Source organism: Herbidospora solisilvae, from assembly GCF_009901565.1.
GTDB lineage: Bacteria > Actinomycetota > Actinomycetes > Streptosporangiales > Streptosporangiaceae > Herbidospora > Herbidospora solisilvae.
In genome coordinates this window covers 187,038-213,151 of record NZ_WXEW01000007.1, presented here as the reverse complement: position 1 = coordinate 213,151, position 26,114 = coordinate 187,038, and the positions used below count along the sequence as shown (strand labels likewise).

Sequence of the window (26,114 nt, the reverse complement as noted above, 5' to 3'; positions counted from 1 at the left end):
GCATGCATTACTTCGAGACCCAGGTCCCCCTCACCGAGGACGCGGTCGAGGTCGCGGCCCGGCTCGCCGACTCCGGCCTGTTCGCCGGCCACGTCGTCTACGAGAACGGCGGCGTCTGGTCCTACGCCGGGGGCGCCCGCGCGGAGCTGACCCTCGACCGGTCCGGGGCGCTGCTCCGGCACGAGGGCCGCGACGACGTCTTCGAGCCGTGGAACGGCGACCCGCTGCACCAGGTCGCCGGGCTGCTGGACACCGTGTCGATCCCCGAGTGGCGGGCCTACGGGTGGGCGGCGTTCGAGTTGTCCTACCCCGAGGAGCACGTGGGCGACGGGCGGCTGCTGCACCTGGTGGTGCCGCGGGCCGAGGCCCGGATCGCCGACGGGCACGCCCGGCTGCGGGCGGCCGACACCGCGACCCTGACGGCCCTGCTCCAGACGGTCGACGCCGAGGGAGTCCACAGGCGCGTCGAGCCGACGCCTCTCGACGTCTGGGGCACCGGCGAGGACGCCTACCGCGAGGCCGTGAAGCTGGCCGTCGAGTCGATCAACGCCGGTGAGCTGCACAAGGTCATCCTGTCGCGGGTGGTCGAGGTGCCCGGCGAGGTCGACCTGACGGCCACCTACCTGGCCGGCCGGCGCGGCAACAACCCGGCCCGCTCGTTCCTGCTCGACCTGGGCGGGCTGGAGGCGACCGGGTTCAGCCCCGAGATCGTCGTCCAGGTCTCCTCGGACGGGCACGTGGTATCCCAGCCGCTCGCCGGGACCCGCGCGCTGACCCCCGACGAGGTGGTGAACGCGGCCCTGCGGGCCGACCTCTACGGGTCGGCCAAGGAGGTCTACGAGCACGCCATCTCCGTCAAGGTCGGCACCGACGAACTGGTCGGGGTGTGCGAGCCCGACTCGGTCGAGGTGCCGGAGTTCATGGCCATCCGCGAGCGCGGCAGCGTCCAGCACCTGGCCTCCCGGGTGTCGGGCCGCCTGTCGCCCGGGATGCGGGCCTGGGACGCCTTCGGCGCCGTCTTCCCCGCCGTCACCGCGTCGGGCGTGCCGAAGAAGGCCGCCTACGAGGCGATCCGGGCGCACGAGCCCGAGGCGCGCGGCCTCTACAGCGGCGCCGTCATGACCGTCGACCACACCGGCGCGATGGACGCCGCGCTGGTCCTGCGGTCGGCCTACCGCCGCGACGGCCGGACCTGGTTGCGCGCCGGGGCCGGGATCGTCGGCCAGTCGACGCCGGAGCGCGAGTTCGAGGAGACGTGCGAGAAGCTCGAAAGCGTCGCCCGTCACCTGGTGAGGGGTGCGGCATGAGATTCGAGAACCTCTACCTGGCCGGGGTCGGTTCCGCCCTCCCCGGTACGGTCCCCGCACCCGACGACGGCTCCGGCATGGTCAGCGTGATGGTGGCGGGCGACGTCCCCGCCGTCGACCTGGCCGCCGAGGCCGGGAACGTCGCGATGAAGCGCTCCGGGCACGAGCCCGGTGACGTCGTCGCACTGCTGCACAGCGGCAGCTACCACCAGGGCCCCGACGGCTGGTCCGCGCCCCACTACGTCCTGCGCAACACGGTCGACCGCCCGATCACCGCGCTGGAGGTGCGCCAGGGCTGCCTCGGCATGTTGTCCGGCCTGCGCCTCGCCGCCGGGCTGCTGCACGACGAGGACGCCGCCGTCCTGCTGACCACCGGCGACAACTACGGCACCCCGCTGGTCGACCGGTGGCGAGCCTCGCGGATGTTCCTGCTGGCCGACGGCGGCGCGGCCGCCGTCGTGTCGCGGCGGGGCGGTTTCGCGAAGGTCCTGGCGGCCGGCGCGGTGTCCAGCCCGGCGATGGAGGAGCTGCACCGGGGCGGCGAGACGCTGTTCCCGCCCGACCTGTCGCGCGGCCTCAACTTCGAGGAACGCACCGCCTGGTGGCGGGCCCGGTGGGCCGAGGGCGTCGCCCCGCCCATGGGCCACCTTGGCGAACTCGTCAGCGAGGTCGCCTTCGCGACGCTGGAGGAGGCGGGCAGCTCGATCGACCGCGTGAAGCGCGTCTGCCACGTCGGCTTCACCGAGGGCCCGCTGACCGACGTCTACCTCGACCCGCTCGGCGTCGACGCCGCCACCGGCACCTGGGAGCTCACCCGGACCACCGGCCACGCCGGGGCCGCGGACCCCTTCATCGGCCTGGAGTGGCTCTGGACGCGCGGCGACGTCGAACCCGGTGACCAGGTGCTGCTCATCGGCACCGCCCCCGGCATGGAGGCGGGCTGCGCGGTCGTCGAGATCACCGAAAGGAGCGCATGATGTTAGCCGGTTGCACCCCGTGGCCGGAGGACCTGGCCGCCTACTACCGGTCGCGGCACGTCTGGCAGGGCGTCGCCCTGGGCGACCTCCCGGCCGAATGGGCCCGCGAGTTCGGCGACCGCACCGCCCTGGTCTGGCGCGACGAGCGCCTCTCGTTCCGCGACCTGGCGCACCGGGTCGACCGCGCCGCCGCCGGGTTCGCCAGGCACGGCATCGAGCCGGGTGACCGGGTGGTGCTCCAGTTGCCGAACACACCCGACTTCGTGGTCGTCGCGTTCGCGATGTTCAAGGCCGGGGTGAAGGCGGTCTTCTCGCTCGCCTCCCACCGGTCGAACGAGGTCGGCCACCTGGCGTCGGTCTCCGGCGCCGTCGGATACGTCGGCCCGAACCACGACATGGCTCTTTCACTGGGGATCGAGCACGTCCTGTCCCCCGGCGACCTCGACGGCGAGCCCGTCGCCCACCCGGCCGCCGACCCGTCGGACGTGGCGTTCTTCCTGCTCTCCGGCGGGACGACCGCGCTGCCGAAGCTGATCCCGCGGACCCACGACGACTACGCCTACCAGACCCGGATCGTCGCCGACCTGTGCCGGGTGAGCGCCGACGACGTCTACCTGGCGGCCCTGCCCGTCGAGTTCAACTTCACCTGGGGCTGCCCGGGCGTCGTCGGGACCCTGCACCGGGGCGGCACGGTCGTGCTGGCCGACGACCCGGGCGCCGACGGCTGCTTCGAACTGATCGCCCGGGAGAGGGTCACCGTCACCTCGCTCGTGCCGACGGTCGCGCACCTGTGGCTGGAGGCCCGCGAGTACCTCGACGACGACCTGTCCTCCCTCCGGCTGGTGCAGATCGGCGGCGCGCGGCTCCAGCCCGAGCTGGCCGCCCGGATCGAACCCGAGCTCGGCTGCCGGCTCCAGCAGGTGTTCGGGATGGCCGAGGGCCTGCTGTCGATGTCCCGCCTCGACGACCCGGCCGATCGGGTGATCGCGACCCAGGGACGGCCCGTCTCCCCGTTCGACGAAATCCGCATCGCCGACGGCGAGCTGCTGGCGCGCGGCCCGTACACGCTGCGCGGCTACTACAACGCCGCAGAGCACAACGCGACGGCGTTCACCGAGGACGGCTTCTACCGGACCGGCGACCTGGCCTCGGTCACCCCCGACGGCGACCTCGTCATCGAGGGCCGGATCAAGGACGTGGTCATCCGGGGTGGCGACAAGATCGCCGCCGGTGAGGTGGAGGGGCATCTGCTCACCCACCCCGACGTCGACCGCGCGGCCGTGGTGCCGGTGCCCGACGAGTTCCTCGGCGAGCGCATCTACGCGTTCCTGGTCAGCCGCCGGGTCCGCCCGTCGCTGACCGACCTCAAGCGGGCGCTGCACGAACGCGGGCTGGCCGACTTCAAGCTGCCCGACCGGATCGAGTTCGTGGACGCCTTCCCGCTGACCCCCCTCGGCAAGGTCGACAAGAAGACCCTGGCCGCCGCCGCGGCCGACCCGCTGGCGGCCCGGGGCTGGAAGGAGCAGGCATGAGTGTCAAGGAAGAACTCCGCACGACCGTCGCCGGGATCGTCGGCGCCGACCCGGCCTCCGTGGCCGACGACGACAACCTCGTCGTCCTGGGGCTGGGCTCGCTGGAGATGATGCGCCTGGTCACCAAGTGGCGGCGGGCCGGCCTGAAGGTCGAGTTCCGCGACCTGGCGGCCGCGCCGACCATCGCGGCCTGGTCCGAGCGCCTGGAGGAGGCGAGGGCATGAGCCGCCTGCTGATCAGGGGCGGCACCGTCTACCGGGCCGACCCCGCGCACACCGTCACACCCGGCGGATCGGTGCTGGTCGACGACGGCGTGATCGCCGGGTTCGACGACGCACCCGACGCCGAGGTGCTCGACGCCACCGGCATGCTGGTGCTGCCGGGTTTCGTGAACCCGCACTGGCACGAGATGTTCGCGCTGCGCTACCCGTTCAAGGGGGCCCTGCGGCCCCCGTCCGACCGGGGCGACAAACCGGCCTTCATGGCCCACGGCGGCGACATCCCGGCCATCTCGATGGCGTTCGACCGCTTCCACGGGCTGGTCGACGCCCTCACTGACGACGAGGCCCTGGCCGTCGCCCGCTACTCGTTGTGGACGCAGCTGCGGTCCGGCGTGACGACGCTCGGCGACGTCGGGTCGGTCAACAAGCCAGGCGCGCTGGCGCGGGCCGCGCGCGAGTTCGGGATGCGGTTGTCGGTGTCGGCCTGGGTCAGCGACGCGGTCTGCGGCCGCCGCACCCGCGACGCCGCCGAGGCGCTGGCCCGCGTCGAGGGGCTCATGGCGCTGAGTGACACGTTCGTGCGGGTCAGGCCCACCGCCGTGTACGCCACCAACATGACCGACGAGCTCGGCGCCGGCCTGCGCGACCTGTGCGCCACGCACGACCTGCCGTTCGCCGCCCACGTGGGCGCGTTGCGGAACGAGGCCCAGGCCATGGAGGCCTACTTCGGGGTCACGCCGGTACGCCGGTTCGCCGACCTCGGACTGCTCGACGACCGCTTCACGGCCGTGCACTGCGCGTTCGCCACCCCGGAGGAGCGGGACCTGCTCGTGCGGGCGGGGGCGCACATCACCCACTCCCCCGCCAAATACGGTCCCGCCGGGGAGTCGACCCTGACCGAGACCCGGCAGATCCCCGCCCTCCGGGCCGCCGGGCTCGACGTGTCGTTGTCGACCGACGGGGCCTCGTTGCCCGTCCCGGGGATGGCCGAGAACATGACGGCGGCGTGGCAGGCGTACACGGAGATGGCCGCCGACCCGACCGCCCTGCTGCCGACCGACGCCCTGGCCATGGCCACGCGCATCGCCGCGAAGGGCCTCGGGTTCGCCGACGTCGGGTCGCTGGAGGTCGGCAACCGCGCCGACCTGGTGCTGATCCGCGCCGACGACTGGCGCTACCTGCTCAATCCGCGTCCGCTGGAGGCGTTCCTGACCCTCGGCGGGTCGGCCGACGTCGAGACCGTCATCGTGAACGGGCGGGTGGTGAAGGCCGACGAGGAGACGCTGCGCGCCGACTACCTGGAGGCGCTCCGGTCGTTCTCGGTCCGGTGCCTGGGGGTGGAGCTGTCATGATCGCCCTGGTCACCGGATCGTCCGGCGGCATCGGCTCGGCCGTGGCGGAGCGCCTGGCCGGCGACGGCTACACGGTGGTCGGCCTGGACGCCGACGTCACCTCCCCCGAGCAGGTCGAGGCCTTCGTCGACCGGGTCGAGAACGAGACCGGGCCCATCCGGGCGCTGGTCAACTCGGCCGGGGTGCTGCGGCCCGGCCGGGCCGTGGACCTGTCGGACGCCGACTGGGCCGACACGCTGGCGGTCAACGCCTCGGGCGTCTTCCACGTGTCGCGGGCGGTGGCGCGGCGGATGATCCCCCGGCGTTCGGGGTCGATCGTCACCGTGGCCTCGAACGCGTCGCGGACCGCCCGCCAGAACATGGCCGCCTACGCCGCCTCCAAGGCCGCGGCCACCGCGTTCACCAAGTGCCTCGGGCTGGAGCTGGCCGAGTTCGGCATCCGGTGCAACGTCGTCGCGCCCGGCTCCACCGACACCCCCATGCTGACCGGCCTCTGGGACGGCGCCGACGCGCTCCGGACCTCGGTCGAGGGCGCTCCCGGGGCGTACCGGGTGGGCATCCCGCTGGGCCGGGTGGCGCGTCCCTCGGACGTCGCCGACGCGGTCGCGTTCCTGCTCTCCGACCGGGCCGCCCACATCACCATGCAGGACCTGACGGTCGACGGAGGCGCCTCTCTGGGCGTCTGAAAGGAGATGAAAGAGCCATGGCGATCCCCGCGATCGAGCCCTACCCGATGCCGACCGACCTCCCCGACAACATCGCCCCGTGGGAGGTCGATCTCCGCAGGGCGGCGCTGCTCGTCCACGACATGCAGAACTACTTCCTCGACCCGTTCACCGACCCGTCGGCGCTGCTGGAGAACGTCGCGGCGCTGAAGAAGCGGTTCGCCGCGTGCGGCGCGCCGGTGTTCTACACCGCCCAGCCCGGCGGCATGAGCACCGAGGACCGGGGCCTGCTGATGGACTTCTGGGGCCCCGGCATGACCACCGACCCGGCCCACCGGGCCATCGTCCCCGCCCTGGAGCCCGCCCCGCAGGACGTGGTGCTGACCAAGTGGCGGCCGAGCGCGTTCTGCCGCACCGACCTGCTGCGCCTGCTCCGCGAGCGGGGCCGCGACCAGCTCGTCATCTGCGGCGTGTACGCCCACGTGGGCATCCTGATGACCGCCCACGAGAGTTTCTCCAACGACATCCAGACCTTCGTCGTGGCCGACGCGATCGCCGACTTCACCCCCGGCTTCCACCGCCTGGCCCTCGACTACGCCGCCGCCCGCTGCGCCGTGACGATCCCGACCGCCGGCGTGCTGGACGCCCTGGAGGCGACATGCTGACCCGGCTGCTGGGGGCCGACCCGCCCCCGTTCGCGCTGCTCCACCGCCCGGGTTCGGGCGTGGCCGACATCGACGTGCTGGCCGGCGAGGTCTCCCGGCATGAGCGCATCGCCGACATCCCCCTCTCGGACGAGGGCCCCGCGCGCCACGAGACGCTCGTCGTCCTGCCCTACCGCCAGATCCGGGAACGCGGCTACGCCTGCCCCGACGACGCTGCGCCGCTGCTGGCGATGACCGTGACCGACCAGTCGACGCTGTCCCTCCAGGACGCGCTCCAGGTCCTCCCCGACGACCCCGTCGTGTTGCGGGAGGGCTCCTTCGACACCTCCGACGAGGAGTACGAGGCGGTGGTGCGCCGCGTCCTGGCCGAGGAGATCGGCGAGGGCACCGGCGCCAACTTCGTCATCAAGCGCACCTACCAGGCGTCCATCGACGGGTGGTCCCCCCGCACGGCCCTGTCCTGCTTCCGCCGCCTCCTGGGCCGCGACCCCGGCTCGCACTGGACGTTCGTGATCTGGACCGGCACCCGCACGTTCGTCGGGTCGTCCCCCGAACGCCACATCACCCTCGACTCCGGCACTGTCGTGATGAACCCCATCAGCGGCACCTACCGCTACCCGCGCGGCGGCCCCGAACTGCCCGGGGTGCTCGACTTCCTGGACGACGAGAAGGAGGCCGGCGAGCTCTACATGGTCCTCGACGAGGAACTCAAGATGATGGGCCGCGTCTGCGACCAGGGCGGCCGGGCCGTCGGCCCGCACCTGAAGCAACTCGCCCGCATCGCCCACACCGAATACCTGATCGAGGGCCGCAGCAGCCTCGACGTGAGAGACATCCTCCGCGAGACCCTGTTCGCCCCCACCGTGACCGGCGGCCCGCTGGAGAGCGCCTGCCGCGTGATCTCCAAGTTCGAACCGGAGGGCCGCGACTACTACGCCGGCATGGTGGCCCTGATCGGCCGCGACCCCGGCGGACAGCGGGCGCTCGACTCGGCGATCCTGATCCGCACCGCCGACATCTCCAGGTCGGGCGACATGCGCGTCTCGGTCGGCGCGACCCTGGTCCGCGACAGCGACCCGGCCTCGGAGGCGGCCGAGACCCGCGCCAAGGCCGCCGGCCTGCTGGAGGCCCTCCGGGGCGGCGCCTGCCGCGACGCCCCCGCCGACGTGGGCGCCCACCCGGCCATCTACCAGGCGCTGATGTCCCGCAACGAGCCCCTGGCCGGCTTCTGGTTCGAGGGCCCCGACTGCCGCGACCGCCGCGTCCCCGAACTGTGCGGCCGGAAGGTGCTGGTCATCGACGCGGAGGACACCTTCACGGCGATGGCCCGCCACATCATCACGGCACTGGGCTGCGAGGTGACGGTGACCCGCTACTCCGACCCGTTCGACGTCGCCGACCACGACCTGGTGATCGTCGGCCCCGGCCCCGGCGACCCCCGCGACCTCACCCACCCGAAGATCGCCCGCCTCCGCTCGACGACCCGGGAACTGCTCGACCGGGGCATCCCCTTCCTGTCGGTCTGCCTGGGCCACCAGATCCTGTGCACCCTCTTGGGCCTGGACATCACCCGCAACCCGTTCCCGAACCAGGGCGTCCAGCGCACCATCCCGTTCTTCGGCCGCAGGGAACCGGCCGGCTTCTACAACACCTTCGCCGCCCGCTGCCCGACGGACTCCATCGGCGACATCGCGGTCTGCCGGGAAGGAGACGAGGTCCACGCGCTCATGGGCCCCGGGTTCGCGTCCGTGCAGTTCCACCCGGCGTCGGTGCTGACGAGGAACGGCGTGGAGATCCTGGCCGACCTGCTCACGACCCTGACCAAGGAGGAGGCGACATGCTGAACGTCCGCGAATGGGGAACCGGCCCGAAGACGGCCGTCCTGGTGCACGGCATCCTGTCGGACTCGGGCTGCTGGTGGCGGGTGGGCCCCGACCTGGCCTCACGGGGGTACCGCGTGGTGGCGGTCGACCTGCCGGGCCACGGGCGCAGCGCCCCGATGCCGGACGCGACGGTCGAACGGATGGCCGACGAGGTGGCCCGGGCGGTGCCCTCTGAAGTCGACCTGGCGGTGGCGCACTCGATGGGGTCCTTCATCCTCGGGGCCGCCCTGACCCCGCGCCGGGTCGTGTACGTGGACGCTCCCACCGGGGCGAGTCACCGGATTCCGGAGGAGGCGGTGCGGGCGACGTACGAGAAGGCGAGATCGAAGCGGACTCTCGAGGCCCTGGCGGACAAGCATCCGGAGTGGGACGTGTTCGACCGGGAGGCGGAGGCGGCGGCGGCGAAGCACTTCGACGTGGAGACGGCGGTGGCGTTGCTGGTGAACGCCGGAGGGCGGGACTACACGCCGGCGCAGCGGGGGGTGGTCATCCGGGCGGAGGGGAGCCGGTTCGTCCCGGAGGACACTCCGGGGGCCGTCACGATCAAAGGCGCGGACCACCACGTCTGGTACGGCCACCACGACGAGTTCATGGCCGCCGTCTGCGATGAGACAGAAGTCGCGTCAAATAAATAAGCCCCGCCATTTCAGAAGACCCGAAAGGCGGGGAACAGTGCTAGCAGGCTACCAGGAGTCACGCATCCGTCGCAAGGCGTTCGCCGCTCAGAAGGGCGCGTTGTACCTCGTCGGGTCTCGCACGACCTCGTAGCAGGACTTGTCGAGCCAGTGGCACCAGATGGTCACCTCGGGAAGCAGCAGCGGCCTTTTCGCCCCCGGCCCCTTCCAGCCCGCCACCTCGACCCGAGGGCCGCCGCTCGACCGCAGTTCGGCCACCGTCGCGATCGCCGGCTTCAGGTCCGTGTCGGTCGACATGAGAATGCCGACGTCATAGCGATCCTGCAGAGCCAGCCTGACGTAGTCGATCGCCAGAGCGACGTCAACGCCTTTCTCCTGGGGTTTCGCGCCGGGCGCGCAACGGTCCGGCCACCCACGCGGGTAACGAAGATCGCTGAACACGCACGTGACTCGGGGGTCTCGCTCCCAGGCGTCACGCTGCCGCGAGAAGGCGGAGTGACCTTTCGGGTCTCTGCTCGCGCTGGGGCGGCCCCGGTAGATCCGCACCTCGGTCAGTTCCCGCTCGTAACGGCTGTTCTCGATCAGCCAGGTGCCCAGGCGAAGGGGATCGATCTGACCGTCTCGGCCAGGCGCGAGCGACGGCTCGTGGAACGTCTCGCGAGCGCCCTTGTAGACGTTCTGGTAGTCGAGGAACAGGATGACGCGATCAGGCACGGGGGCTGCCTCACAAAGACGACTCTTTCGGCGAACGCTACCAACTGTAGCGCCGATGTCGCACAGAGTCGCGACAACCTTCGAACATACGTCGGGGCCGACGCAGTCCCCCAACTGCGCCGGCCCCGACTCCAAGCGGTGCCGCCGAGACGCCCTCCCCCAAAGGCGTCTGGACGGCTTCCCCCGCTCTCGGGCGCGGTTCCCCCTCCGCGCCCTTATGGGAAAAAGGCTTGTGTGGTGGCTTTCCAGCCCCCTTGACCTGCTTCCACGTTACTGAACCGACCTTAAGGACGGCGCAATGGCACTGCCGGTTGTTGGTCTAAGTCTCAGGAGTCCGGCAGGTCGAGCTTGACCTCGGTCCCGGCTTCCAGGGATCGGCTCACGATGCAGTGTCTGTCGTGTACACGCTGGGCTATTTCGTGGAACTTCGCCATCGGCATGCCCTCGGGCAGCTCGATTTCGTAGCTGACCGTCACTTTGCCCAGCAGGGTCGGAGCTGACCTTTCCGCGCTGATCGTCACAGAGAGCTCAGGGAGCCGGAGGCCGCGCTGCGTGGTCAGCGGCTCGACGGTCATCGCGTTGCAGGCGCCCACGGCCACCTGGAGCAGTTCGACCGCGCCGAATTCGCCGTCGCCGTGCCCGAGGGCCACCTGCGCGCCCCGGTCGTTGGTCGCCACGAAACCGGATGGGGTCCGGGTAACCCGTACATCTCCCATGGAACAGCACCCTACGGGAAGGCCAGTTTCACGAGCGTGCCGCCGCCGGGGGCGGGACCTGCGGAGACCGAGCCGCCGTGGCTGTCGACGACCTGGCGGACGATCGCCAGGCCCAGGCCGGAGCCGGGCATGGCGCGGGCGGCGGAGGCGCGGTAGAAGCGGTCGAAGACGTGCGGGAGGTCCTCGACGGCGATGCCGGGGCCGTGGTCGCGGACGGTCAGCTCGCCGTCGCGCAGCAGGACCTCGACCGTCGCGCCGGCGGGGCTGTACTTGGCGGCGTTGTCCAGGACGTTGCCGACCGCCCGGGAGAGCCGGTCGGCGACGCCCAGGACCACGACGGGGTCCAGGTCGGAGGTGTATCTCGTCAGGGGCCAGTGGGAGGAGGCGCGGGTGATCTCCCTGGAGACGATCTCGTCCAGGCGTAGCGGCTCCACCAAGGCCTGGGGTTCCTCGTCGCGGGCGAGTTCGACGATGTCGGAGACCAGGCCGGTGAGCTCCTCCAGGCCGCTGATCACCGCGGCGGCCACCTCCTCGCGCTCCTCGGCGGGCAGGCGGCCGCGCTGGAGGAGCTCGGCGTTGGTGCGCACCGCCGTCAGGGGGGTGCGAAGTTCGTGCGACGCGTCGGCGACCAGGCGTTTCTGGGCCTTGGCCGAGCGTTCCAGGGCGTCGAGCATGGTGTTGAAGCTGCGGGCGAGGCTGCCGAGCTCGTCGTCGCCGGTGACGTCGATCCGGGTGGTCAGGTCGCTGGTGTCGGCCACCCGCCGGGCGGCGTCCTTGAACTTGCCGACGGGGCGCAGGCCCGTCCAGGCGGCGATCCAGCCCAGCGCCCCCGACAGGCAGAGGCCGCCGAGGGCGATGGCGAAGAAGGGCCAGCCGAGGTCGGTCACCTCGGCGAGGCCGGCCAGCACGCCCGACGGCGGGCGGTAGCCGTAGCTGCCCATCGCCGACTCGAAGCGGTTGCAGGTGATCCGGTAGGCCGCGTAGACGACCACGCTGACGCTGACCGCGCCGGCCAGCGCCGAGGCCAGGGCCATCCGCCAGTGCAGTTTCACGAGCGCTCCCGCCCCGTGGACCGCAGGGCGTAGCCCAGGCCGTGGACGGTCTGGATGAGCCGGGGTTCCCCGTCGGCCTCGGTCTTGCGGCGCAGGTAGCGGATGTAGACCTCCAGGGAGTTCGATCCGGGGGTGAACTCGTAGCCCCAGATCCGCTCCAGGATGACCTCCCGCGTCAGCACCTGGCCGCCGTTGCGGATCAGCAGTTCCAGCAGCGCGTACTCGGTGCGGGTGAGGTCGAAGACCCGGGTGCCGCGGCGGGCCTGGCGGCGGTCGGGCAGCAGGTGCAGGTCGGCGAAGGAGGTCTCCGGGGGCGGGGCCGCCCGCCGCAGCAGCGCGCGGACGCGGGCGAAGAGCTCCTCCAGGGCGAACGGCTTGACCAGGTAGTCGTCGGCGCCGGCGTCCAGACCGGCCACCCGGTCACCCACGCCGTCGAGCGCGGTCAGCATCAGGACGGGGGTGCGGTCGCCGTTCTTGCGCAGGCGGCGGCAGACCTCCAGGCCGTCCATGTCGGGCATCATCACGTCCAGGACGACCACGTCGGGAGCGTTCCCGGCGATGGCGGCCAGGGCGGTCACGCCGTCGACGGCGCTGGCCACGCGGTGGCCCTCGACGCGGAGCGCGCGGGCGATGGCGGTCCGCACTTCGGGCTCGTCGTCCACGACGAGCACTCGGGTCTCTGGCACAGCGGACATTCTGCCGTCGGTTCATGAAAAGTCGCTGAGTAAAGTAAATAATCCGACATACCTCTTAAAAGGGACGAACGTTCTGAGATTGAATCGTTATCGGGCTTGAACGCGTCCCTGCTCCGGCGCGTATCTCTGCTCGGAGACGAAGGAGTGCGATGACTACCTCTACGGACACCACCACCCGCCGCATCGACCGCTTCCCCGGTGCTCACCGAGCTGAGGACCTGATGGGATCGCATGTCGGGATCGACATCCGTACGGCTCTCCCGCAGCGGGAGCTGCGCCCGCTCCTCGACGACGCGTTCCGGTGGCTGCGCTGGGTCGAAGAAACCTTCAGCACCCGCAAGCCCGACAGCCAGCTCAACCGGCTGGCGCGCAAGGAGATCACGCCCGAGGAGGCGGCGCCCGAACTGACCGAGGTGCTCCAGCGGATCGCCGAGCTCGACAAGATCACGGACGGGTTCTTCGGCGGCGCGACGGGCGAGGCGGCCGGATCCGGTTACGTGCGCGACTGGGCCCTCGAACGGGTGTCCCGCGCGCTGGCCGCCGCCGGGGCGGTGGACCACTGCGTCAGCGCCGACGGCGACGTCCGCGTCCGGGGATCGGCCCGGCCGGGGGTGCCGTGGCGGGTCGGGCTCAAGGACCCCAGCGAGGGGGCCGTGTCACGGGTGGTCTTCGCCCACGACCTGGCGGTCGCCACCGCCGAACGGCCGAACGGCTCGGGCACCCAGGGCGATTTGGCCTCGGTGACCGTCGTCGGGCCCGATCTTGCGACGGCAGGGGCGTACGCCACGGCGCTGCACGCCATGGGCTCGGTCCGGGCCCGCCGGTTCGCCCGGGAGATCGCGCTGCCGAAGGACACCCAGGCGACCCCCTACGACGTGATGCTCACCGGGCTCGACGGCCGGGTGACCAGCACGCCGGGGTTCCTCGTGTACGGGCCCGACGTCAAGGCGAGCTAGTCGTCGAGGTCGTTGTGCTTGGAGAGGTACTCGATGTAGACCGGCCGCAGTGCCTCTCCCAGCTTGCCCTCGCCCGCGGCCATGGCGTCGCTCAGCAGCGCCGAAACCCTGCTCAGGTCGTTGGCGGTCTCCTCCTCGCGGCCGCTGGCGCCCTGGGCGGCCGGGATGACCTTCAGCAGGTCCCACAGGAACCCGAAGTCGCCGTGGCGCACGGCATACCGGACCGCGCGGTCGTGCAGTTCCTTCGCGGAGAGCTGTTCGAGCTGGTCGACGTTCATGATCTGGCCCACCCCCAAGCGGTGATTTCCCGGGACGATCACCACCTATGCCCAACAACGGGTCAGAGTCACGCGACCTTCGCCCCGAGCGGGCCGGACGTGCGAGGATCACCATCGTGAAATACATCGTCAAGATCCTCGTGGTCGCGGCGGCATTGTGGGTGTCGACCCGCGTCGTCGACGGAATCACGGTCGGCAGCGAGTCGACCGCCAAAGAGATCGGCACGCTGCTCGCGGTGGCGCTGATCTTCGGGGTGATCAACGCCCTCCTCAAGCCGATCATCAAAACGATCGGCTGCGCCTTCTACGTCCTCACGCTGGGTCTGTTCGCGCTCGTCGTGAACGCCGGCCTGCTGCTCCTGACCAGCTGGATCGCCGACCAGCTGACGCTCCCGTTCGAGGTCGCCGGGTTCTGGGCGGCCTTCTGGGGGGCGATCATCATCGGCGTGATCTCCTGGCTGCTCGACCTGATCCTCGGAATTGACGACTAGGACTGTCCTGCTCGACGGCTCGACCCTGACCTGCGACGAGGTCAGGGCGGTCGGCTACGGCACGGCGAAGGTCGAGCTGGGCTCCCCGGCCCGGGCCGAAGACGCCTTCGCCGCCGCCCGGGAGCAGACCGGCCCGGTCTACGGCCGCACCACCGGCGTGGGGGCCAACAAAGACGTCGAGGTACACGAACCGGGCCTCGACCTGCTGCGCAGCCACGCCGGGGGCGCCGGGCCGCTGATCGAACCGGCCCGCGCGACCGCGATGCTGACGGTCCGCCTCAACCAGCTCCTGCGCGGCGGTTCGGGGATCAACCCGGCGCTGCTGCCCGTCCTGGCCGAGGCGATCAACGGCCGGGCCGTCCCGCCGGTCCGGCTCTACGGCGCGATCGGCACCGGCGACCTCACCGCCCTGTCCACCACGGCGCTCTGCCTGCTCGGAGAGACGCCCTGGAACGGTCCCCGCTTCCGGCTGGCCTCCGCCGACGCCCTGCCGTTCATCAGCTCCAACGCCCTCACCCTGGCCGACGCCGCGCTGGCCTGCGCCGATCTGGCCCGGCTGCTGGAGGCGTCGGTGCGGGTCGCCGCCCGCACCTGGCGGGCCGCCGGGGCGTCGGTCGAACCGCTCGCGTACGAGGTCCAGCGCGCCCGCCGCCACCCCGGTCAGGCCAGGGTCGCCGCCGCGCTGAGCGCCCTGCTCGACGACCACTCCCCCGCCGGCCGTCTCCAGGACCCCTACGGCTACCGCGCGCTGCCGCAGGTCCACGGCGCGGCGTTCGACGCCCTCGACCTGGCCCGCCGGGCGGTCACCATCGACATGAACTCGGCGGCCGAGAACCCCCTGATCGCGGGCGAGGCGGCCTGGCACAACGGCAACTTCCACACCGCGCCGGTCGCGCTGGCCCTCGACGCCCTGCGGGCCGCGCTGGTGCAGACGGCGTCGCTCTCGACCGCCCGCCTGGCCACGCTGATGGAACCGGCCTACACCGGCCTGCTGCCCTTCCTCGCCGGGTCACCCGGGAAGTCGGGCGCGCTGATCCTGGAGTACGTCGCCCACGACGCCCTCGCCTCCCTGCGCCAGCTGGCCGCCCCGGTGACCCTGGGCGGCGCGGTCCTGTCGCGCAGCGTGGAGGACCACGCCGGGTTCGGCACCCAGGCCGCCCGCGCCTGCCTGGCGGCCCGCGAGCCCTACGAGATCATCCTGGCCTGCGAACTGGTCGCCGCCGACCGCGCCCTGGCCATCCGCACCGGCGAGACCCCGGAAGACCGGTCGTTGGAGGCCGACATCGAGGCGGCCCGCTCGGCGCTGACCGACTGACCACGCCGAACCACCGGCAGCGGGCCGCAGGAAAACGGCCGCCGCGGAGCCGGCCTGCTTCGGGAAAACACCCGTCAGCGGCGACCGACCGACCCTCGTTCGCGGAGCATCGGCTTCTGGACGACCCGGCGGCGGCGCAGTGTCCCGTCGGCGGCGCCGAGCACGAGCCGGACCGCCGACCGCACGATCGTGTCGAGGTCCCAGCTCACGGTCGTCAGGCCGAGCAGCTCCGACATCGGGTGGTCGTCGTAGCCCATGACGGAGACGTCTCCGGGAATGGAGAGACCGAGGTCACCGGCCGCTTTGAGGACTCCGTAGGCGATGGAGTCGGAGAAGCAGAACACCGCGCTCGGCCGGTCGCGCAACACCGCGCGGGCCACCTCGGCCGCCGGGCCGAGTCCCTGGGGGCAGGTCGCCACCGTCACCTCCAGCCCGAGCCGCGCGGCCTCGGCGGTGACCAGGCGGTCGGCGGGCCGGTCGGGCGTCTCGGCCAGGGTCGGGGTCAGCACCGCGACCCGCCGGTGGCCGCGTCCGGCCAGGTATTCGAGGGCGAGGGTGACCCCGCTCTGGTTGTCGAAGACCACCTCGGCGGCGGTGCGGGCCTCTTTCAGCGCGTCGCCGATCGTGACCAGCGGGATGTCCTCCGCGATTCCCGCCCAGAACGGCGCGGCCGGGTCGACCGGCTGGACGATCAGCCCGTCGACCCCCCGGAGCTGCCGGGCCAGGGTGCGTTCGCGGTCGGGGTCGCCGGCGGCGTCGAGGATCAGGCCGTAGTGGTCCTTCTCCCGCAACGACCGGCCGATGCCGACGGCCAGCGACTGCTGCCAGAGGTCCTCCAGCGAGCCGCAGAGCACGCCGATCATCCCGGTACGCCCGCTGGCCAGCGCCCGCGCGTTGGGATCGGCCTCGTAACCGAGCTCGGCCGCGGCGCGGCGGACCCGGTGCATGGTCTCCTCGGAGACCTGGAGCCCCCGTAGTGCGTAGCTGACGGCGGCGGTGGACAGGCCGGTCGCCTGGGCCACCTCACGGATCGTCGCTCGCTTCCGTTGGGGCATCGATCCAGCCTACTTGACACATATGGGGTGAAACGGTTCACTTAAGCGAATCAGTGAAGCGGTTCACTAGCCTCAGATCGATATACCTGTATTATGAGTAGGGAATTCGGGTTGGAGGAGGCGGAGATGGCTGTGGACGTGCACCAGCACCTCTGGCCTGCGCCTTTCCTCGACGCGCTGCGTTCCAGGACCGCCAACCCCCGCCTCGACGGCTGGACCCTGCTGCTCGACGGCGAACCGGCCTACGAGGTGAACCCGGCCGACCACGACCCGGCCGCACGGGCCAAGCTGAACTCCGCGCTCGAACTCGCGCTCGTCTCGTTGTCGAGCCCGCTGGGCATCGAGCACCTCCCGCCCGCCGAGGCGTGGCCGCTGATCGACGCCTTCCACGAGGGCATGGCGGCCCTCCCGGAGCCCTTCGGCTTCTGGGCGGCGGCGCCGGTGACCGACGTCTCCGTGCCGAAGCTCGAAGAGGCGCTCGCCGCCGGGGCGGCGGGTCTACAGCTCCCGGCCACGGCGGTCCAGGACGAACAGGGGCTGGCCCGCGTCGCGCCGCTGCTCGACGCCCTGGGCGAGCGCCCGCTCTTCGTCCATCCCGGACCGGCCTCGGCGCCCGGCACCCCGCCCTGGTGGCCCGCCGTCGTGCCCTACGTGCAGCAGATGCACGCCGCCTGGTACGCCTTCCAGGCGTTCGGCCGGGCCCGGCACCCCCGGCTCAAAGTCTGTTTCGCGCTGCTGGCCGGCCTCGCGCCGCTGCACGCCGAACGCCAGATCACCCGCGGCGGCTCGGGCCGCGGCCTGGTCGATCCGGCCGTGTTCGTGGAGACCTCGTCCTACGGCCCCCGCGCCGTCGACGCGGTGGTCCGGGAGCTCGGCATCGACGTGGTCGTCAACGGGTCCGACCGCCCCTACGCCGAGGCGCCCGTGCTCGACTTCGGGCCGGCCGCCCGGCACGCCATCACCGTGGCGAATCCCGCCAGATTGCTGACACGAAAGGAGCCGTCCTCATGAGCACGCCCACCATCCCGGTGCCGGGCACCTGTCCCGCGGCCCCTTTCGAGTCGCTGCCACCACGCCCACTCGACCGGCGTGAGCTGCGGGAACTCGTCGACGACCTGGCCGTCAAGCCGGAGCTCTGGCAGGAGCACCTGTCGTTCGAGGGCTCCGAGGACGGCGGACGCCACTACGCCTCGCTCTACCGCGACGCCTACGTCGACGTCTGGCTGTTGTGCTGGCGGCCCGAAGACGACACGGGCTGGCACGACCACGACGTCTCGTCGGGGGCGGTCAACGTGGTCCGGGGCACGCTGGTGGAGGCCAATCCGCGCATCGGCGGCGAGCACCTGGAGACCAGCGTGCACGCCGGGACCTCCTTCAGCTTCGGGCCCGACCACATCCACCGCCTGACAGGGGCGGAGCACGGCAGCGTGTCGATCCACGCCTACTCCCCGCCCCTGTGGCGGCTCGGTCAGTACTCGATCAGCGACGACGGCATGATGCGCCGCCAGTCGGTGAGCTACGCCGACGAGCTGCGCCCGCTCGACTAGTCACTTGTCCGAGCTGAGCACCGCGCGGGGCATCGAGGGGTCGTCGGCGAAGATGCCGTCGATCTCCTGCTCGAACAGCGCCGCCGCGAAGCCCATGACGTTCCCGACCGCGCGCGGGAACGCGGGGCTGGCCGGGTTGCCGAACTGGTAGTCGGCCGGCAGCTGCGCGTTCTCGTTGCGCAGCGTCCAGGCGTGCACGACCAGGTCCTCGCGGTGGGCGTCGCGCACCAGCGTGGTCGGCGGCAGGGTGCGGTTGTCGGGGCCGACCGGGAGGATCCGGCGGGTGTTGACGCCGATGCCGTTGGCGTAGGTGCGGATCTCGCGCAGGCCCTCACGGGTGACCATCTGGTCGTAGGTGAGGGTCGCGGTGTCGAACGGCTTGCCGGCGGCGTCGATGAGCTGGGCCAGCTTGAGCTTGGTCTTGGGCCGCAGCGCCTTCAGGTTGCCGACCTCGAACGACTGGATGATGACCGGGTCGCCCGAACGGCGCCAGCCGTAGCGGTCGAGCACGTCCAGGAGCGGCTCCTCCAGCGACAGGCCGATGGAGTCGAAGTACGTGGGGTGCTTCGTCTCCGGGTAGATGCCGACCTCGTGACGCTGCGCCAGCTGGATCACCTCCTCCAGGGTGGGGATCTCGGCCAGGCCGTTGAACGCGGCGTTGTTCGGCCGCAGGTCGGGGATGCGCTCGGTGGCCCGCAGCGTCTTCAGCTCGGCGAGGGTGAAGTCCTCGGTGAACCAGCCGGTGATCGGGCGGCCGTCGATGACCTTGGTGGTGCGGCGGCCCGCGAACTCGGTGCGGGTGGAGACGTCGGTGGTGCCGCCGATCTCGTTCTCGTGCCGGGCGACGAGCACGCCGTCCTTGGTGGAGACGAGGTCGGGCTCGATGTAGTCGGCCCCCAGGGCGATGGCCGCCTCGTACGAGAGCAGGGTGTGCTCCGGACGGACGGCGCTGGCGCCCCGGTGGCCGATCACGGTGACGTCGCCGAAGCGGCGCTTGGCGGACGCGGGGGTGGTGCCCATCAGGGCGCCGGCGGCCGTTCCGGCCGCGAGCACGGTGATCGCGCCTCTGCGCGTGAGACTCATGGGCCGGACGGTAAAGGGGTGAGGTGAAGATCAGGTGCCGTGCGGTTGACGTGCGGCGAGATAACCCAACACCAATTGCACGCCGCAGACGCCGAGCCCCACGACCAGGGGAACCGTCCAGCCCCCGCTGACCTGGTAGATGGCGCCGATCACGACCGGGCCGATGGCGGCCAGGGTGTAGCCGGTCGACTGGGCGACGGCCGACAGGGCGGTGACCGAACGGGGGTCGGGGGCACGCAGCGTGATGATCAGCAGCGCCAGCGCGATCGAGGCGCCCTGGCCGAGGCCGAGCACGATCATCCACAACCACGGGACGGTGGTCGGCCAGAACAACACGCCGACGTACCCGACGATGGTGACCACGGCCGCCCACATGACGTGCGGAACCTGCGATTTCGCCTTCCCCGCGTGAATCGGCACGGTCAGGGTGGCGGCGATCTGGGCCACGTTGGTCAGCCCGAGCAGGTATCCGGCGTCGTCGGCGCTGAGCCCGGCGTCGGTGAAGATCGTGGGCAGCCAGGCCAGCATGATGTAGAAGGTCATCGACTGGACGCCCATGTACGTCGCGACGTACCAGGTCACCCGGCGCTTCATCAGGGCCCGGAAGGGCCGCGGCGCCTGCGGGGGCGGCGGGGTCGGGGTGCGGAGCACCTGCGGCAACCAGACGATCGCCGAGATCAGGGCGAAGATCGCCGTCGTGGCGGCGGCCCAGCGCCAGCCCATCTCCTGGGCGAGCGGCACCATCACGGCCGAGCCGAGGGCGGCGCCGCTGACCAGGCTGCTGACGTAGAGGCCGGTGAACAGGCCCACCCGGTCGGGGAAGTGCTGTTTGACCAGGCCCGGCATGATCACGTTCATGAACGCGATGGCGGTGCCGGCCATCGCCGCGCCCAGGTAGAGCGTGACGACGCCGCCGGAGCTGCGGATGACGACTCCGGCGATGAGGAGCAGCATGCCCGCCATGAGGGTGCGGTCGAGACCGAGGCGGGAGGACAGGATCGGGCCCAGCGGGCCCAGGAGGCCGAGGCACAACAACATGATGGTGGTGATGGCCCCGGCCGCCGCGGGGGAGAGGGACAGGTCGGACATGATCTCGCCCAGGAGCGGCGAGACTCCGGCGAGCGCCGGTCGCAGGTTGAGGGCGGCCAGGACGAACCCGGCGACCAGCAACAACCAGCCGTTCTTTCTCATGACCCCCGAACCTACAAGATCGGTCAAAACGGATAAGCAGCGATGTCACCCTGGACGGTCACCCACTGGGTGTGGGTGAACGCGTCGGCGTTCGCGCGGGGTCCGCCGAACCGCGAACCGGTGCCCGAGGCGCCGAGCCCGCCGAAGGGCGCGACCGCCTCGTCGTCGACGGTCTGGTCGTTGATGTGCACGATCCCGGTGGGGATCTGCTCGGCCAGGTGCATCGCCTTCATCACGTCGCGGCTGAGGATGCCGAGCGAGAGGCCGTACTCGCTGTCGCCCGCCAGGGCCACCGCCTCCTCGATCGTGTGGAAGGGCATGACCGGGGCGACCGGCCCGAACACCTCGTTGTCGTAGGCGGGGCCCGCTCCGGCGAGCACCGTCGGACGGTAGAAGAGGTCCTCGTACGTTCCGCCCGCCGCCAGCCGCGCGCCCGCCTCGACGCTGCCGGTGACCAGGGCGTGCACCTTGTCCCGCTGGCCCGCCGAGATCAGGGGCCCGAGGGCGACCTGCTGGGTGGCCGGGTCGCCCACGGGCAGGTGGTCGGCCTTGGCGGCGAGGCGCTCGACGTACTCGTCGGCCAGGGAGGCGTGCACGAGGTGGCGGCCGGTGGTCATGCAGATCTGGCCCTGGTGCAGGAACGAGCCCCACGCCCCGGCCGAGGCGGCCAGGTCGAGGTCGGCGTCGTCGAGCACGATCAGCGCCGAGTTGCCGCCGAGCTCCAGGTGGGCCCGCTTGAGCAGGCGTCCGCAGGCCTCGCCGACCTTGCGCCCGGCGGCGGTCGAGCCGGTGAACGAGATGACCGGCACCAGCGGGTCGGCGACCAGCGCCTCCCCCGCCTCGGGGCCGCCGGGCAGGACGTGCAGCAGCCCTTCGGGCAGCCCGGCCTCCTCCAGCACCCGGGCGATCACCACCCCGCCCGAGACGGCGGTCCGCGCGTCGGGCTTGAGCACGACGGCGTTGCCCAGCGCGAGCGCGGGCGCGACCGAGCGGATGCCCAGGATCAGCGGCACGTTGAAGGGCGCGATCACGCCGACCACGCCGACCGGGATGCGCCGGGCCAGGCTGAGCCGCTTGCGGTTGGTGGGCAGGATCTCGCCGGTCGTCCCGGAGGCCAGGGCCGCCGCCTCGAAGCACTCCTGCGCGGCGACGTGGGTCTCCAGGCCAGCTTTCGGCGGTACGGAGCCGGTCTCCCGGATGATCCAGTGGTGGATCTCCTCGGCGTACTGCTCGAAGAGGGCGCCCGCACGGCGGAGCACGGCGGCGCGCTCCTCGAAGTTGGTCGCCGCCCAGTCCTTCTGCGCCTGGGCGGCCCTGCGGGCGGCGGCCCGCACGTCGTCGGCCCCGGCGACGCCGATCCGGCCGAGTTCGCCGCCGGTGGCGGGCTCGACCACGGCCGCGTCGCCCGCCTGCGAGGTGACCCAGCCGCCGCTGTAGATCCGGCCGGTCCAGAGTTTGGGGTCCAGCAGGGACATGTGACCCTCCTTGGGGTTCAGGCCACCCAGGTTCGCTATCCGAACGTTGGTTTGTCTGGCGAACGATGGCATATCGGTCGCAAACGGAACAATGGTTCGTTATGAGAACGATACGAGGCGCTAGAGTGCCGGACTATGGCTGAGGAATTCGTGCAGTCGCTGGCACGCGGCCTGTCGGTGATCCGCGCCTTCGACGGATCCTCACCCGAACTGACCCTGAGCGAGGTCGCCAGGAAGACTGGCCTCACGCGGGCGGCGGCCCGCCGGTTCCTGCTGACGCTGGTCCACCTCGGCTACGTCCGCACCGACGGACGGCTGTTCTCCTTGTCGCCCCGCGTGCTCGAACTCGGCTACGCCTACCTGTCGAACCTGTCGCTGCCCGACGTCGCCTTCCCCCACCTCGAACGGCTCGTCGGCGAGGTGCACGAGTCGGCGTCGGTGTCGGTGCTCGACGACACCGACATCATCTACGTCGCCCGGGTGCCCACCACCCGCATCATGCGGGTCACCATCGCGATCGGCACCCGCTTCCCGGCCCACTGCACGTCGATGGGCCGCGTCCTGCTCGCCGGGTTGCCCGCGTGCGACCTCGACGCCTATTTCGCCCGCGCCGACCTGGTCCGGATGACCGACCGCACCCTCACCTCGGAAGGGGAACTCCGCGCGGTGCTGGCCGAGGTCCGCGAGCAGGGGTACGCCCTGGTCGACCAGGAGCTCGAAGACGGCCTGCGGTCCATCGCGGTCCCGGTCCGCGACCGGGCCGGCCGGGTCGTCGCGGCCGTCAACCTGTCGTCGCACGCCAGCCGCACCTCACTGGAGTCGGCCCGGCGCGACCTGCTGCCCCCGCTGCTGGCCGGCGCCGCCAGGATCGAGACCGACCTCCACGCCACGCAGCGGTGACTAGACCCCTTCGCGGGCGGGCCGGCTGAGCGGCCGCCACAACAACGCCCCCGACACGAGCACCAGCCCGCCGCAGATGGCGATGGCGTGGTGCACCTCGACCAGTTCGGCCAGGCCGCCGGCCACCACTCCCCCGAGCCCCTGGACGGTCATCATCCCCGACCCCTGCAGCCCGAACGCCAGCCCGCGCCGCGCCTCGGGCACCGCGTCGACGAACGGCCGCTGCAGCATGAGCTGGTAGGCCAGCCCGTTCCCCGCGAGGAACGCCAGGGTGCCGGCCCACCACGGTCCCGGCGCGGCCAGGAACCCGATGAGCGGCAGCCCCATCAGCGCGACCAGCGGCAGCCCGAGCCTGACCCGGTTCGCCGGCGACACGAACCGGCCGACGACGAACTCCCCGAAGCCCATCCCGGCGGCCGTCGCGGCCAGCACGAACCCGGCCGCCCCGGCCTGCCCCATCTCGGTCAGATAGGGGATGAACACGGCCTCCGAACCGACCATGAACATCAGCGGCATCCATCCGGCCAGCAGCAGCCCCCGGATGGTCCGGTCGGTCAGCAGCTGCCAGTTGCCGCGCAGCGTGGCGCGCACCGCGCCGGTGCCGTCCTTGACCGCTCGGGCCGGCCGGTTCACGATGCCGAACCGGACGATCGGCACGGCGGCCAGCGACAGCCCGGCGGTGATGAGCAGCGCGCCCTCGGGCCCGGTCAGCGCGAGCATGGCCCCGCCGACCGCGAGCCCGGCGATCTGCGCCCCGGCGCCCGTCATGGTGAACAGGGCCCGCCCGAGCACGAACCGGTCGCCGTCGAGGATGTCGGGCAGCACCGCGTTGCGGGCCGCCATGAACACGGCGGTCGGCACGCCGGTGACCAGGACGACCGCGAACATCGCCCACACCGGCAGCCCGGCGAACGCCAGGAGCAGGCACACCACGACCCGCGTGAGCTCCCCGATGATCATCAGCACCCGGGGCCGGACGCGGTCGGCGACCGACGACAGGAACAGGCCGCCGAGCATCATCGGCAGGAAGCCGATCATCCACGAGATGGCCGACAACCCGGCCGACTCGGTGCGGTCGTAGACGATGACGGAGAACGCCAGCATCTTGACCGACTCGCTCAGCGTCAGCAGCAGCTGGCTGCCGAACAGTGCGCGGAACTCGCCGATTCGGAACAGTTCACCGAAGGTCGCGCCCCGGTCGTCAACCACGCTCACCGGGCGATGTTATGACAAACCGGTCTATTGGCCACTGTTTTTCGCCGCCAGCACGAGCGCCCGCTGCAACTCCGCGACGTCCGGGTCGTCGATGAAGATGCCGACCGCGTCGTTGATGGCCGCCCGCCAGCCGTCGTTGGCGACGACGCCGTGCTGGATCGACCCGGCCAGCTCGTCGCGCGACCACTCGCCCAGGTTCCAGGCCAGATAGTTCTTGTAGAGCGAGGTGTCGGCGTCGCGGCGGGCCGGGATCGAGCCCTTCAGCGGGTTAAACGCGTCCTGCCCGGCCTTGCTCGCGGCCACCTTGAGCCAGGCCACCGCGCCCTCCCGGTTGGGGGCGCCGCGCGGCAGCGTGAAGCTGTCGGACAACCACATGAAGGTGCCCTCGGTGCCCGGCGAGGCGGCCCAGTCGAAGTCGGTCTTCGAGGTCTTGCCGAGCCCGCCGTCGGGCTTGTTGTGGAAGTAGCTGTAGGCCCAGTCGCCCATGACGGTGAACGCGGCCTCCCCGTCGGCGACCTGCTTGGCGGCCGGCTGCCAGTCGGCCTGCGGCGGCCCGGTCATCGCCAGGATCGCCGCGAAGTCGGTCAGCGCCTTCTTCACCGCCGCGCTGTTCCAGTCGGCGTCGGCGGTCCAGAGCTTGTTGTACGTCCGCGTCCCGAGCGATCCCAGCAGCACCGACTCGAAGAGGTGCACCACGGTCCACTGCGGCCCGATGGCCAGCGGGATCCTCCCGGTGTCACGCACCTTGCCGAGCGCGTCGAGGAATTGCGGGATGGTGCGCGGGGCGCCGGTCACCCCGGCGGCCTTGAGGATCCGCGGGTTGAACCACAGGACGTTCGAGCGGTGGATGTTCACCGGGACGGAGTAGATCTCGCCGTGGACGGAGATCTGCTCGACGAGCTGGGGCGGGAAGGCGTCGCGCAGCTTCAGTTCGTCGTACAGGAAGTTGAGGGGTTCGAGCTTGCCCGCGGTGATGTAGCCCTGGAGTTCGGCGCCCGCGTGGCCCTGGAAGGTATCGGGGGGCTGGTTGGCCTGCAGCTTGCTCGCCAACAGGGCGCGGGCCTGGTCGCCCGACCCTCCTTCGACGGCCGCGTCGACGAACGTGAAGCCGGGGTTCTGCTTCTCGAACAGGGTGCGCATCGCCTTGAGGCCGTCGGCCTCGCCTAAGCCCGTCCACCAGGAGAACACTTCGACACGCTGCTTCGCGGAGGGCTCGGGCGTCTCCGCCGCCTCGCCCGAACACGACGTCACCAGAACGAGCAGCGCCGCGGCGACCGCGGTCCATCGTCGCCTCATCGCGGCCGACCTCCGGGTGTGAAATGGCAGCCCATCAACCCACCACCGGAGCCGCCCCGTCAAGCAACGGTTCTATATACGGCGCAGCCCTCGTTTCCCGCACTCCACGACGGCCGCCACCGTCACCCCCAGCTCCCGTCCGCCGCCCGTGACGAGCACCGCCCCCTTGGCGAACGCCAGACCGCCGAGCACCGCCAGGTCGGCCGAGCCCGACGGCGGCCAGTCGACCAGCACGACGTCGTGTTCGTCGAGGCTGACGTGCCCGTCGAGCAGCGCCATCGCCTCGGTGAAGCCGTCGTGGCTGAGCTCGCCCTCCTCCGCGACGACCGCCGGGCTGCGCGCGGCGGCGACCGGCAGCGGCAGCGGGTCGAGCCCGAGCAGCACCTCGAACTCGGTCGCGCCGGGCCCGCCGCCGAACGAGACGACCTGCCGCACCCGCGACGCCTCCGCCGCCGCGACCGCCTCGGCGGCCAGCCTCTCGCCGGTGAACATCAGCCGCACGTCGTGGGCGAGCAGTTCGGCCGGGTCGGGCACGCCCAGCGGCAGCGCCACCCCACCGGCCGCGACGACCGCGAAGACGGCGGTCAGATGCCCGCTCACGCCGTCGGTGCAGACGGCGGCGGTCTGCCCGGGGCGGGTCCCCCTCCTGACCAGCCCCGTGGCAGCCCTCCTCACCGTCGCGGCGAGTGTCCCGTGGCTGACGGCCCGGCCTTCGCCGAAATCGATCAGCGCCGGCCGGTCGGCCCACAGCGCGGATCGTCCGAACACCGCGCCGGTGACCCCTGACTCCATGTCCGTGACCGTACGGGTCAGGTTCTCTGGCGGGAATCCGCATATGTGTGTAGCAGGGTGTGTAACCGCATGCGCGTGGACGGGCCCGGGTCCTGCGCGACCCGGG

Annotated in this window: 27 protein-coding genes; 15 read left to right on the top strand and 12 right to left on the bottom strand. The window is 71.6% G+C overall.

Translation table 11 applies throughout. The features are described from left to right. Window positions 1-2 precede the first annotated feature (2 nt). Genes GT755_RS24135 through GT755_RS24095 form a run of 9 tightly spaced genes read left to right on the top strand, consistent with a single transcriptional unit; the run spans window position 3 to window position 9,237 of the window. Complete coding sequence (locus GT755_RS24135) at window positions 3-1,307, top strand: salicylate synthase (protein ID WP_161481916.1); 1,305 nt, start codon at window positions 3-5, stop codon at window positions 1,305-1,307. Next, entirely contained in the window at window positions 1,304-2,284 is a 981-nt protein-coding gene (locus GT755_RS24130) for a ketoacyl-ACP synthase III family protein (protein ID WP_161481915.1), read from the top strand. The genes GT755_RS24135 and GT755_RS24130 overlap by 4 nt, the downstream gene beginning before the upstream one ends. Beyond that, window positions 2,281-3,816, top strand: coding sequence for a (2,3-dihydroxybenzoyl)adenylate synthase (locus GT755_RS24125; RefSeq protein WP_161481914.1), 1,536 nt, complete (start codon window positions 2,281-2,283; stop codon window positions 3,814-3,816). Before GT755_RS24130 ends, GT755_RS24125 begins: the two co-directional genes overlap by 4 nt. Next, window positions 3,813-4,040, top strand: coding sequence for a phosphopantetheine-binding protein (locus tag GT755_RS24120; RefSeq protein ID WP_161481913.1), 228 nt, complete (start codon window positions 3,813-3,815; stop codon window positions 4,038-4,040). Before GT755_RS24125 ends, GT755_RS24120 begins: the two co-directional genes overlap by 4 nt. Next, complete coding sequence (locus tag GT755_RS24115; protein ID WP_161481912.1) at window positions 4,037-5,389, top strand: amidohydrolase family protein; 1,353 nt, start codon at window positions 4,037-4,039, stop codon at window positions 5,387-5,389. Before GT755_RS24120 ends, GT755_RS24115 begins: the two co-directional genes overlap by 4 nt. Beyond that, window positions 5,386-6,075 (top strand): SDR family oxidoreductase, encoded by a 690-nt coding sequence (locus tag GT755_RS24110; RefSeq protein WP_161481911.1) that lies wholly within the window; start codon window positions 5,386-5,388, stop codon window positions 6,073-6,075. The genes GT755_RS24115 and GT755_RS24110 overlap by 4 nt, the downstream gene beginning before the upstream one ends. A 17-nt stretch (window positions 6,076-6,092) precedes the next feature. Continuing rightward, a complete protein-coding gene (locus tag GT755_RS24105; protein ID WP_161481910.1) occupies window positions 6,093-6,719 on the top strand; it encodes an isochorismatase family protein in 627 nt (208 codons plus the stop codon). Further along, on the top strand, window positions 6,713-8,563 hold the full coding sequence (locus GT755_RS24100; protein WP_161481909.1) for an anthranilate synthase family protein: 1,851 nt from the start codon (window positions 6,713-6,715) through the stop codon (window positions 8,561-8,563). Before GT755_RS24105 ends, GT755_RS24100 begins: the two co-directional genes overlap by 7 nt. Then, window positions 8,557-9,237, top strand: a complete 681-nt coding sequence (locus GT755_RS24095) for an alpha/beta fold hydrolase (RefSeq protein WP_161481908.1) — start codon at window positions 8,557-8,559, stop codon at window positions 9,235-9,237. Before GT755_RS24100 ends, GT755_RS24095 begins: the two co-directional genes overlap by 7 nt. An 87-nt stretch (window positions 9,238-9,324) precedes the next feature. Here GT755_RS24095 and GT755_RS24090 read toward each other — a convergent pair whose 3' ends face one another. The 4 genes from GT755_RS24090 to GT755_RS24075 form a co-directional block, all read right to left on the bottom strand. Then, complete coding sequence (locus GT755_RS24090) at window positions 9,325-9,951, bottom strand: NYN domain-containing protein (protein ID WP_161481907.1); 627 nt, start codon at window positions 9,949-9,951, stop codon at window positions 9,325-9,327. Between the two features lie 326 nt (window positions 9,952-10,277). Further along, entirely contained in the window at window positions 10,278-10,628 is a 351-nt protein-coding gene (locus GT755_RS24085; RefSeq protein WP_328794478.1) for an OsmC family protein, read from the bottom strand. Window positions 10,629-10,678: 50 nt separating this feature from the next. Then, a complete protein-coding gene (locus GT755_RS24080; RefSeq protein WP_202610452.1) occupies window positions 10,679-11,719 on the bottom strand; it encodes a HAMP domain-containing sensor histidine kinase in 1,041 nt (346 codons plus the stop codon). After that, window positions 11,716-12,414, bottom strand: coding sequence for a response regulator transcription factor (locus GT755_RS24075; protein WP_030456653.1), 699 nt, complete (start codon window positions 12,412-12,414; stop codon window positions 11,716-11,718). The genes GT755_RS24080 and GT755_RS24075 overlap by 4 nt, the downstream gene beginning before the upstream one ends. Window positions 12,415-12,563: 149 nt before the next feature. Here GT755_RS24075 and GT755_RS24070 point away from each other — a divergent pair, with 149 nt between their 5' ends. Continuing rightward, on the top strand, window positions 12,564-13,370 hold the full coding sequence (locus tag GT755_RS24070) for an FAD:protein FMN transferase (protein WP_161481905.1): 807 nt from the start codon (window positions 12,564-12,566) through the stop codon (window positions 13,368-13,370). On the opposite strand, the gene GT755_RS24065 is transcribed toward GT755_RS24070, so the two are convergent. After that, entirely contained in the window at window positions 13,367-13,648 is a 282-nt protein-coding gene (locus GT755_RS24065) for a hypothetical protein (RefSeq protein ID WP_062341535.1), read from the bottom strand. The two genes, GT755_RS24070 and GT755_RS24065, sit on opposite strands and share 4 nt — an antisense overlap. A gap of 116 nt (window positions 13,649-13,764) precedes the next feature. Between GT755_RS24065 and GT755_RS24060 the strand changes: the two genes are divergently transcribed. Together GT755_RS24060 and GT755_RS24055 are read left to right on the top strand one after the other, a co-directional pair. Then, window positions 13,765-14,139: a phage holin family protein gene (locus GT755_RS24060; RefSeq protein WP_161481904.1), complete on the top strand. Its 375-nt coding sequence runs from the start codon at window positions 13,765-13,767 to the stop codon at window positions 14,137-14,139. Next, window positions 14,129-15,454 carry an aromatic amino acid lyase gene (locus GT755_RS24055; RefSeq protein ID WP_161481903.1) on the top strand — a complete coding sequence of 442 codons (1,326 nt, stop codon included), beginning with the start codon at window positions 14,129-14,131 and terminating at the stop codon, window positions 15,452-15,454. The genes GT755_RS24060 and GT755_RS24055 overlap by 11 nt, the downstream gene beginning before the upstream one ends. A 74-nt stretch (window positions 15,455-15,528) precedes the next feature. On the opposite strand, the gene GT755_RS24050 is transcribed toward GT755_RS24055, so the two are convergent. Next, window positions 15,529-16,509: a LacI family DNA-binding transcriptional regulator gene (locus GT755_RS24050; RefSeq protein WP_161481902.1), complete on the bottom strand. Its 981-nt coding sequence runs from the start codon at window positions 16,507-16,509 to the stop codon at window positions 15,529-15,531. 126 nt (window positions 16,510-16,635) lie between these two features. On the opposite strand from GT755_RS24050, the gene GT755_RS24045 reads away from it, so the two are divergent. Further along, complete coding sequence (locus GT755_RS24045; protein WP_161481901.1) at window positions 16,636-17,520, top strand: amidohydrolase family protein; 885 nt, start codon at window positions 16,636-16,638, stop codon at window positions 17,518-17,520. Further along, window positions 17,517-18,056: a cysteine dioxygenase gene (locus GT755_RS24040; protein WP_161481900.1), complete on the top strand. Its 540-nt coding sequence runs from the start codon at window positions 17,517-17,519 to the stop codon at window positions 18,054-18,056. The genes GT755_RS24045 and GT755_RS24040 overlap by 4 nt, the downstream gene beginning before the upstream one ends. On the opposite strand, the gene GT755_RS24035 is transcribed toward GT755_RS24040, so the two are convergent. From GT755_RS24035 to GT755_RS24025, 3 genes are read right to left on the bottom strand one after another with little or no spacing between them, the layout of a single operon-like run. Then, complete coding sequence (locus GT755_RS24035; RefSeq protein WP_161481899.1) at window positions 18,057-19,139, bottom strand: glycerophosphodiester phosphodiesterase; 1,083 nt, start codon at window positions 19,137-19,139, stop codon at window positions 18,057-18,059. Window positions 19,140-19,169: 30 nt separating this feature from the next. Next, complete coding sequence (locus GT755_RS24030) at window positions 19,170-20,330, bottom strand: CynX/NimT family MFS transporter (protein WP_161481898.1); 1,161 nt, start codon at window positions 20,328-20,330, stop codon at window positions 19,170-19,172. 23 nt (window positions 20,331-20,353) lie between these two features. Further along, window positions 20,354-21,805, bottom strand: coding sequence for a benzaldehyde dehydrogenase (locus GT755_RS24025; protein ID WP_161481897.1), 1,452 nt, complete (start codon window positions 21,803-21,805; stop codon window positions 20,354-20,356). 135 nt (window positions 21,806-21,940) lie between these two features. Here GT755_RS24025 and GT755_RS24020 point away from each other — a divergent pair, with 135 nt between their 5' ends. After that, a complete protein-coding gene (locus GT755_RS24020) occupies window positions 21,941-22,705 on the top strand; it encodes an IclR family transcriptional regulator domain-containing protein (RefSeq protein WP_161481896.1) in 765 nt (254 codons plus the stop codon). On the opposite strand, the gene GT755_RS24015 is transcribed toward GT755_RS24020, so the two are convergent. The 3 genes from GT755_RS24015 to GT755_RS24005 form a co-directional block, all read right to left on the bottom strand. After that, window positions 22,706-23,920, bottom strand: coding sequence for an MFS transporter (locus tag GT755_RS24015; RefSeq protein WP_161481895.1), 1,215 nt, complete (start codon window positions 23,918-23,920; stop codon window positions 22,706-22,708). Window positions 23,921-23,944: 24 nt separating this feature from the next. Further along, a complete protein-coding gene (locus GT755_RS24010; RefSeq protein ID WP_161481894.1) occupies window positions 23,945-25,216 on the bottom strand; it encodes an ABC transporter substrate-binding protein in 1,272 nt (423 codons plus the stop codon). 72 nt (window positions 25,217-25,288) lie between these two features. Beyond that, window positions 25,289-26,008, bottom strand: a complete 720-nt coding sequence (locus GT755_RS24005; protein ID WP_161481893.1) for an AMP-binding protein — start codon at window positions 26,006-26,008, stop codon at window positions 25,289-25,291. Between the last annotated feature and the right edge of the window lie 106 nt (window positions 26,009-26,114).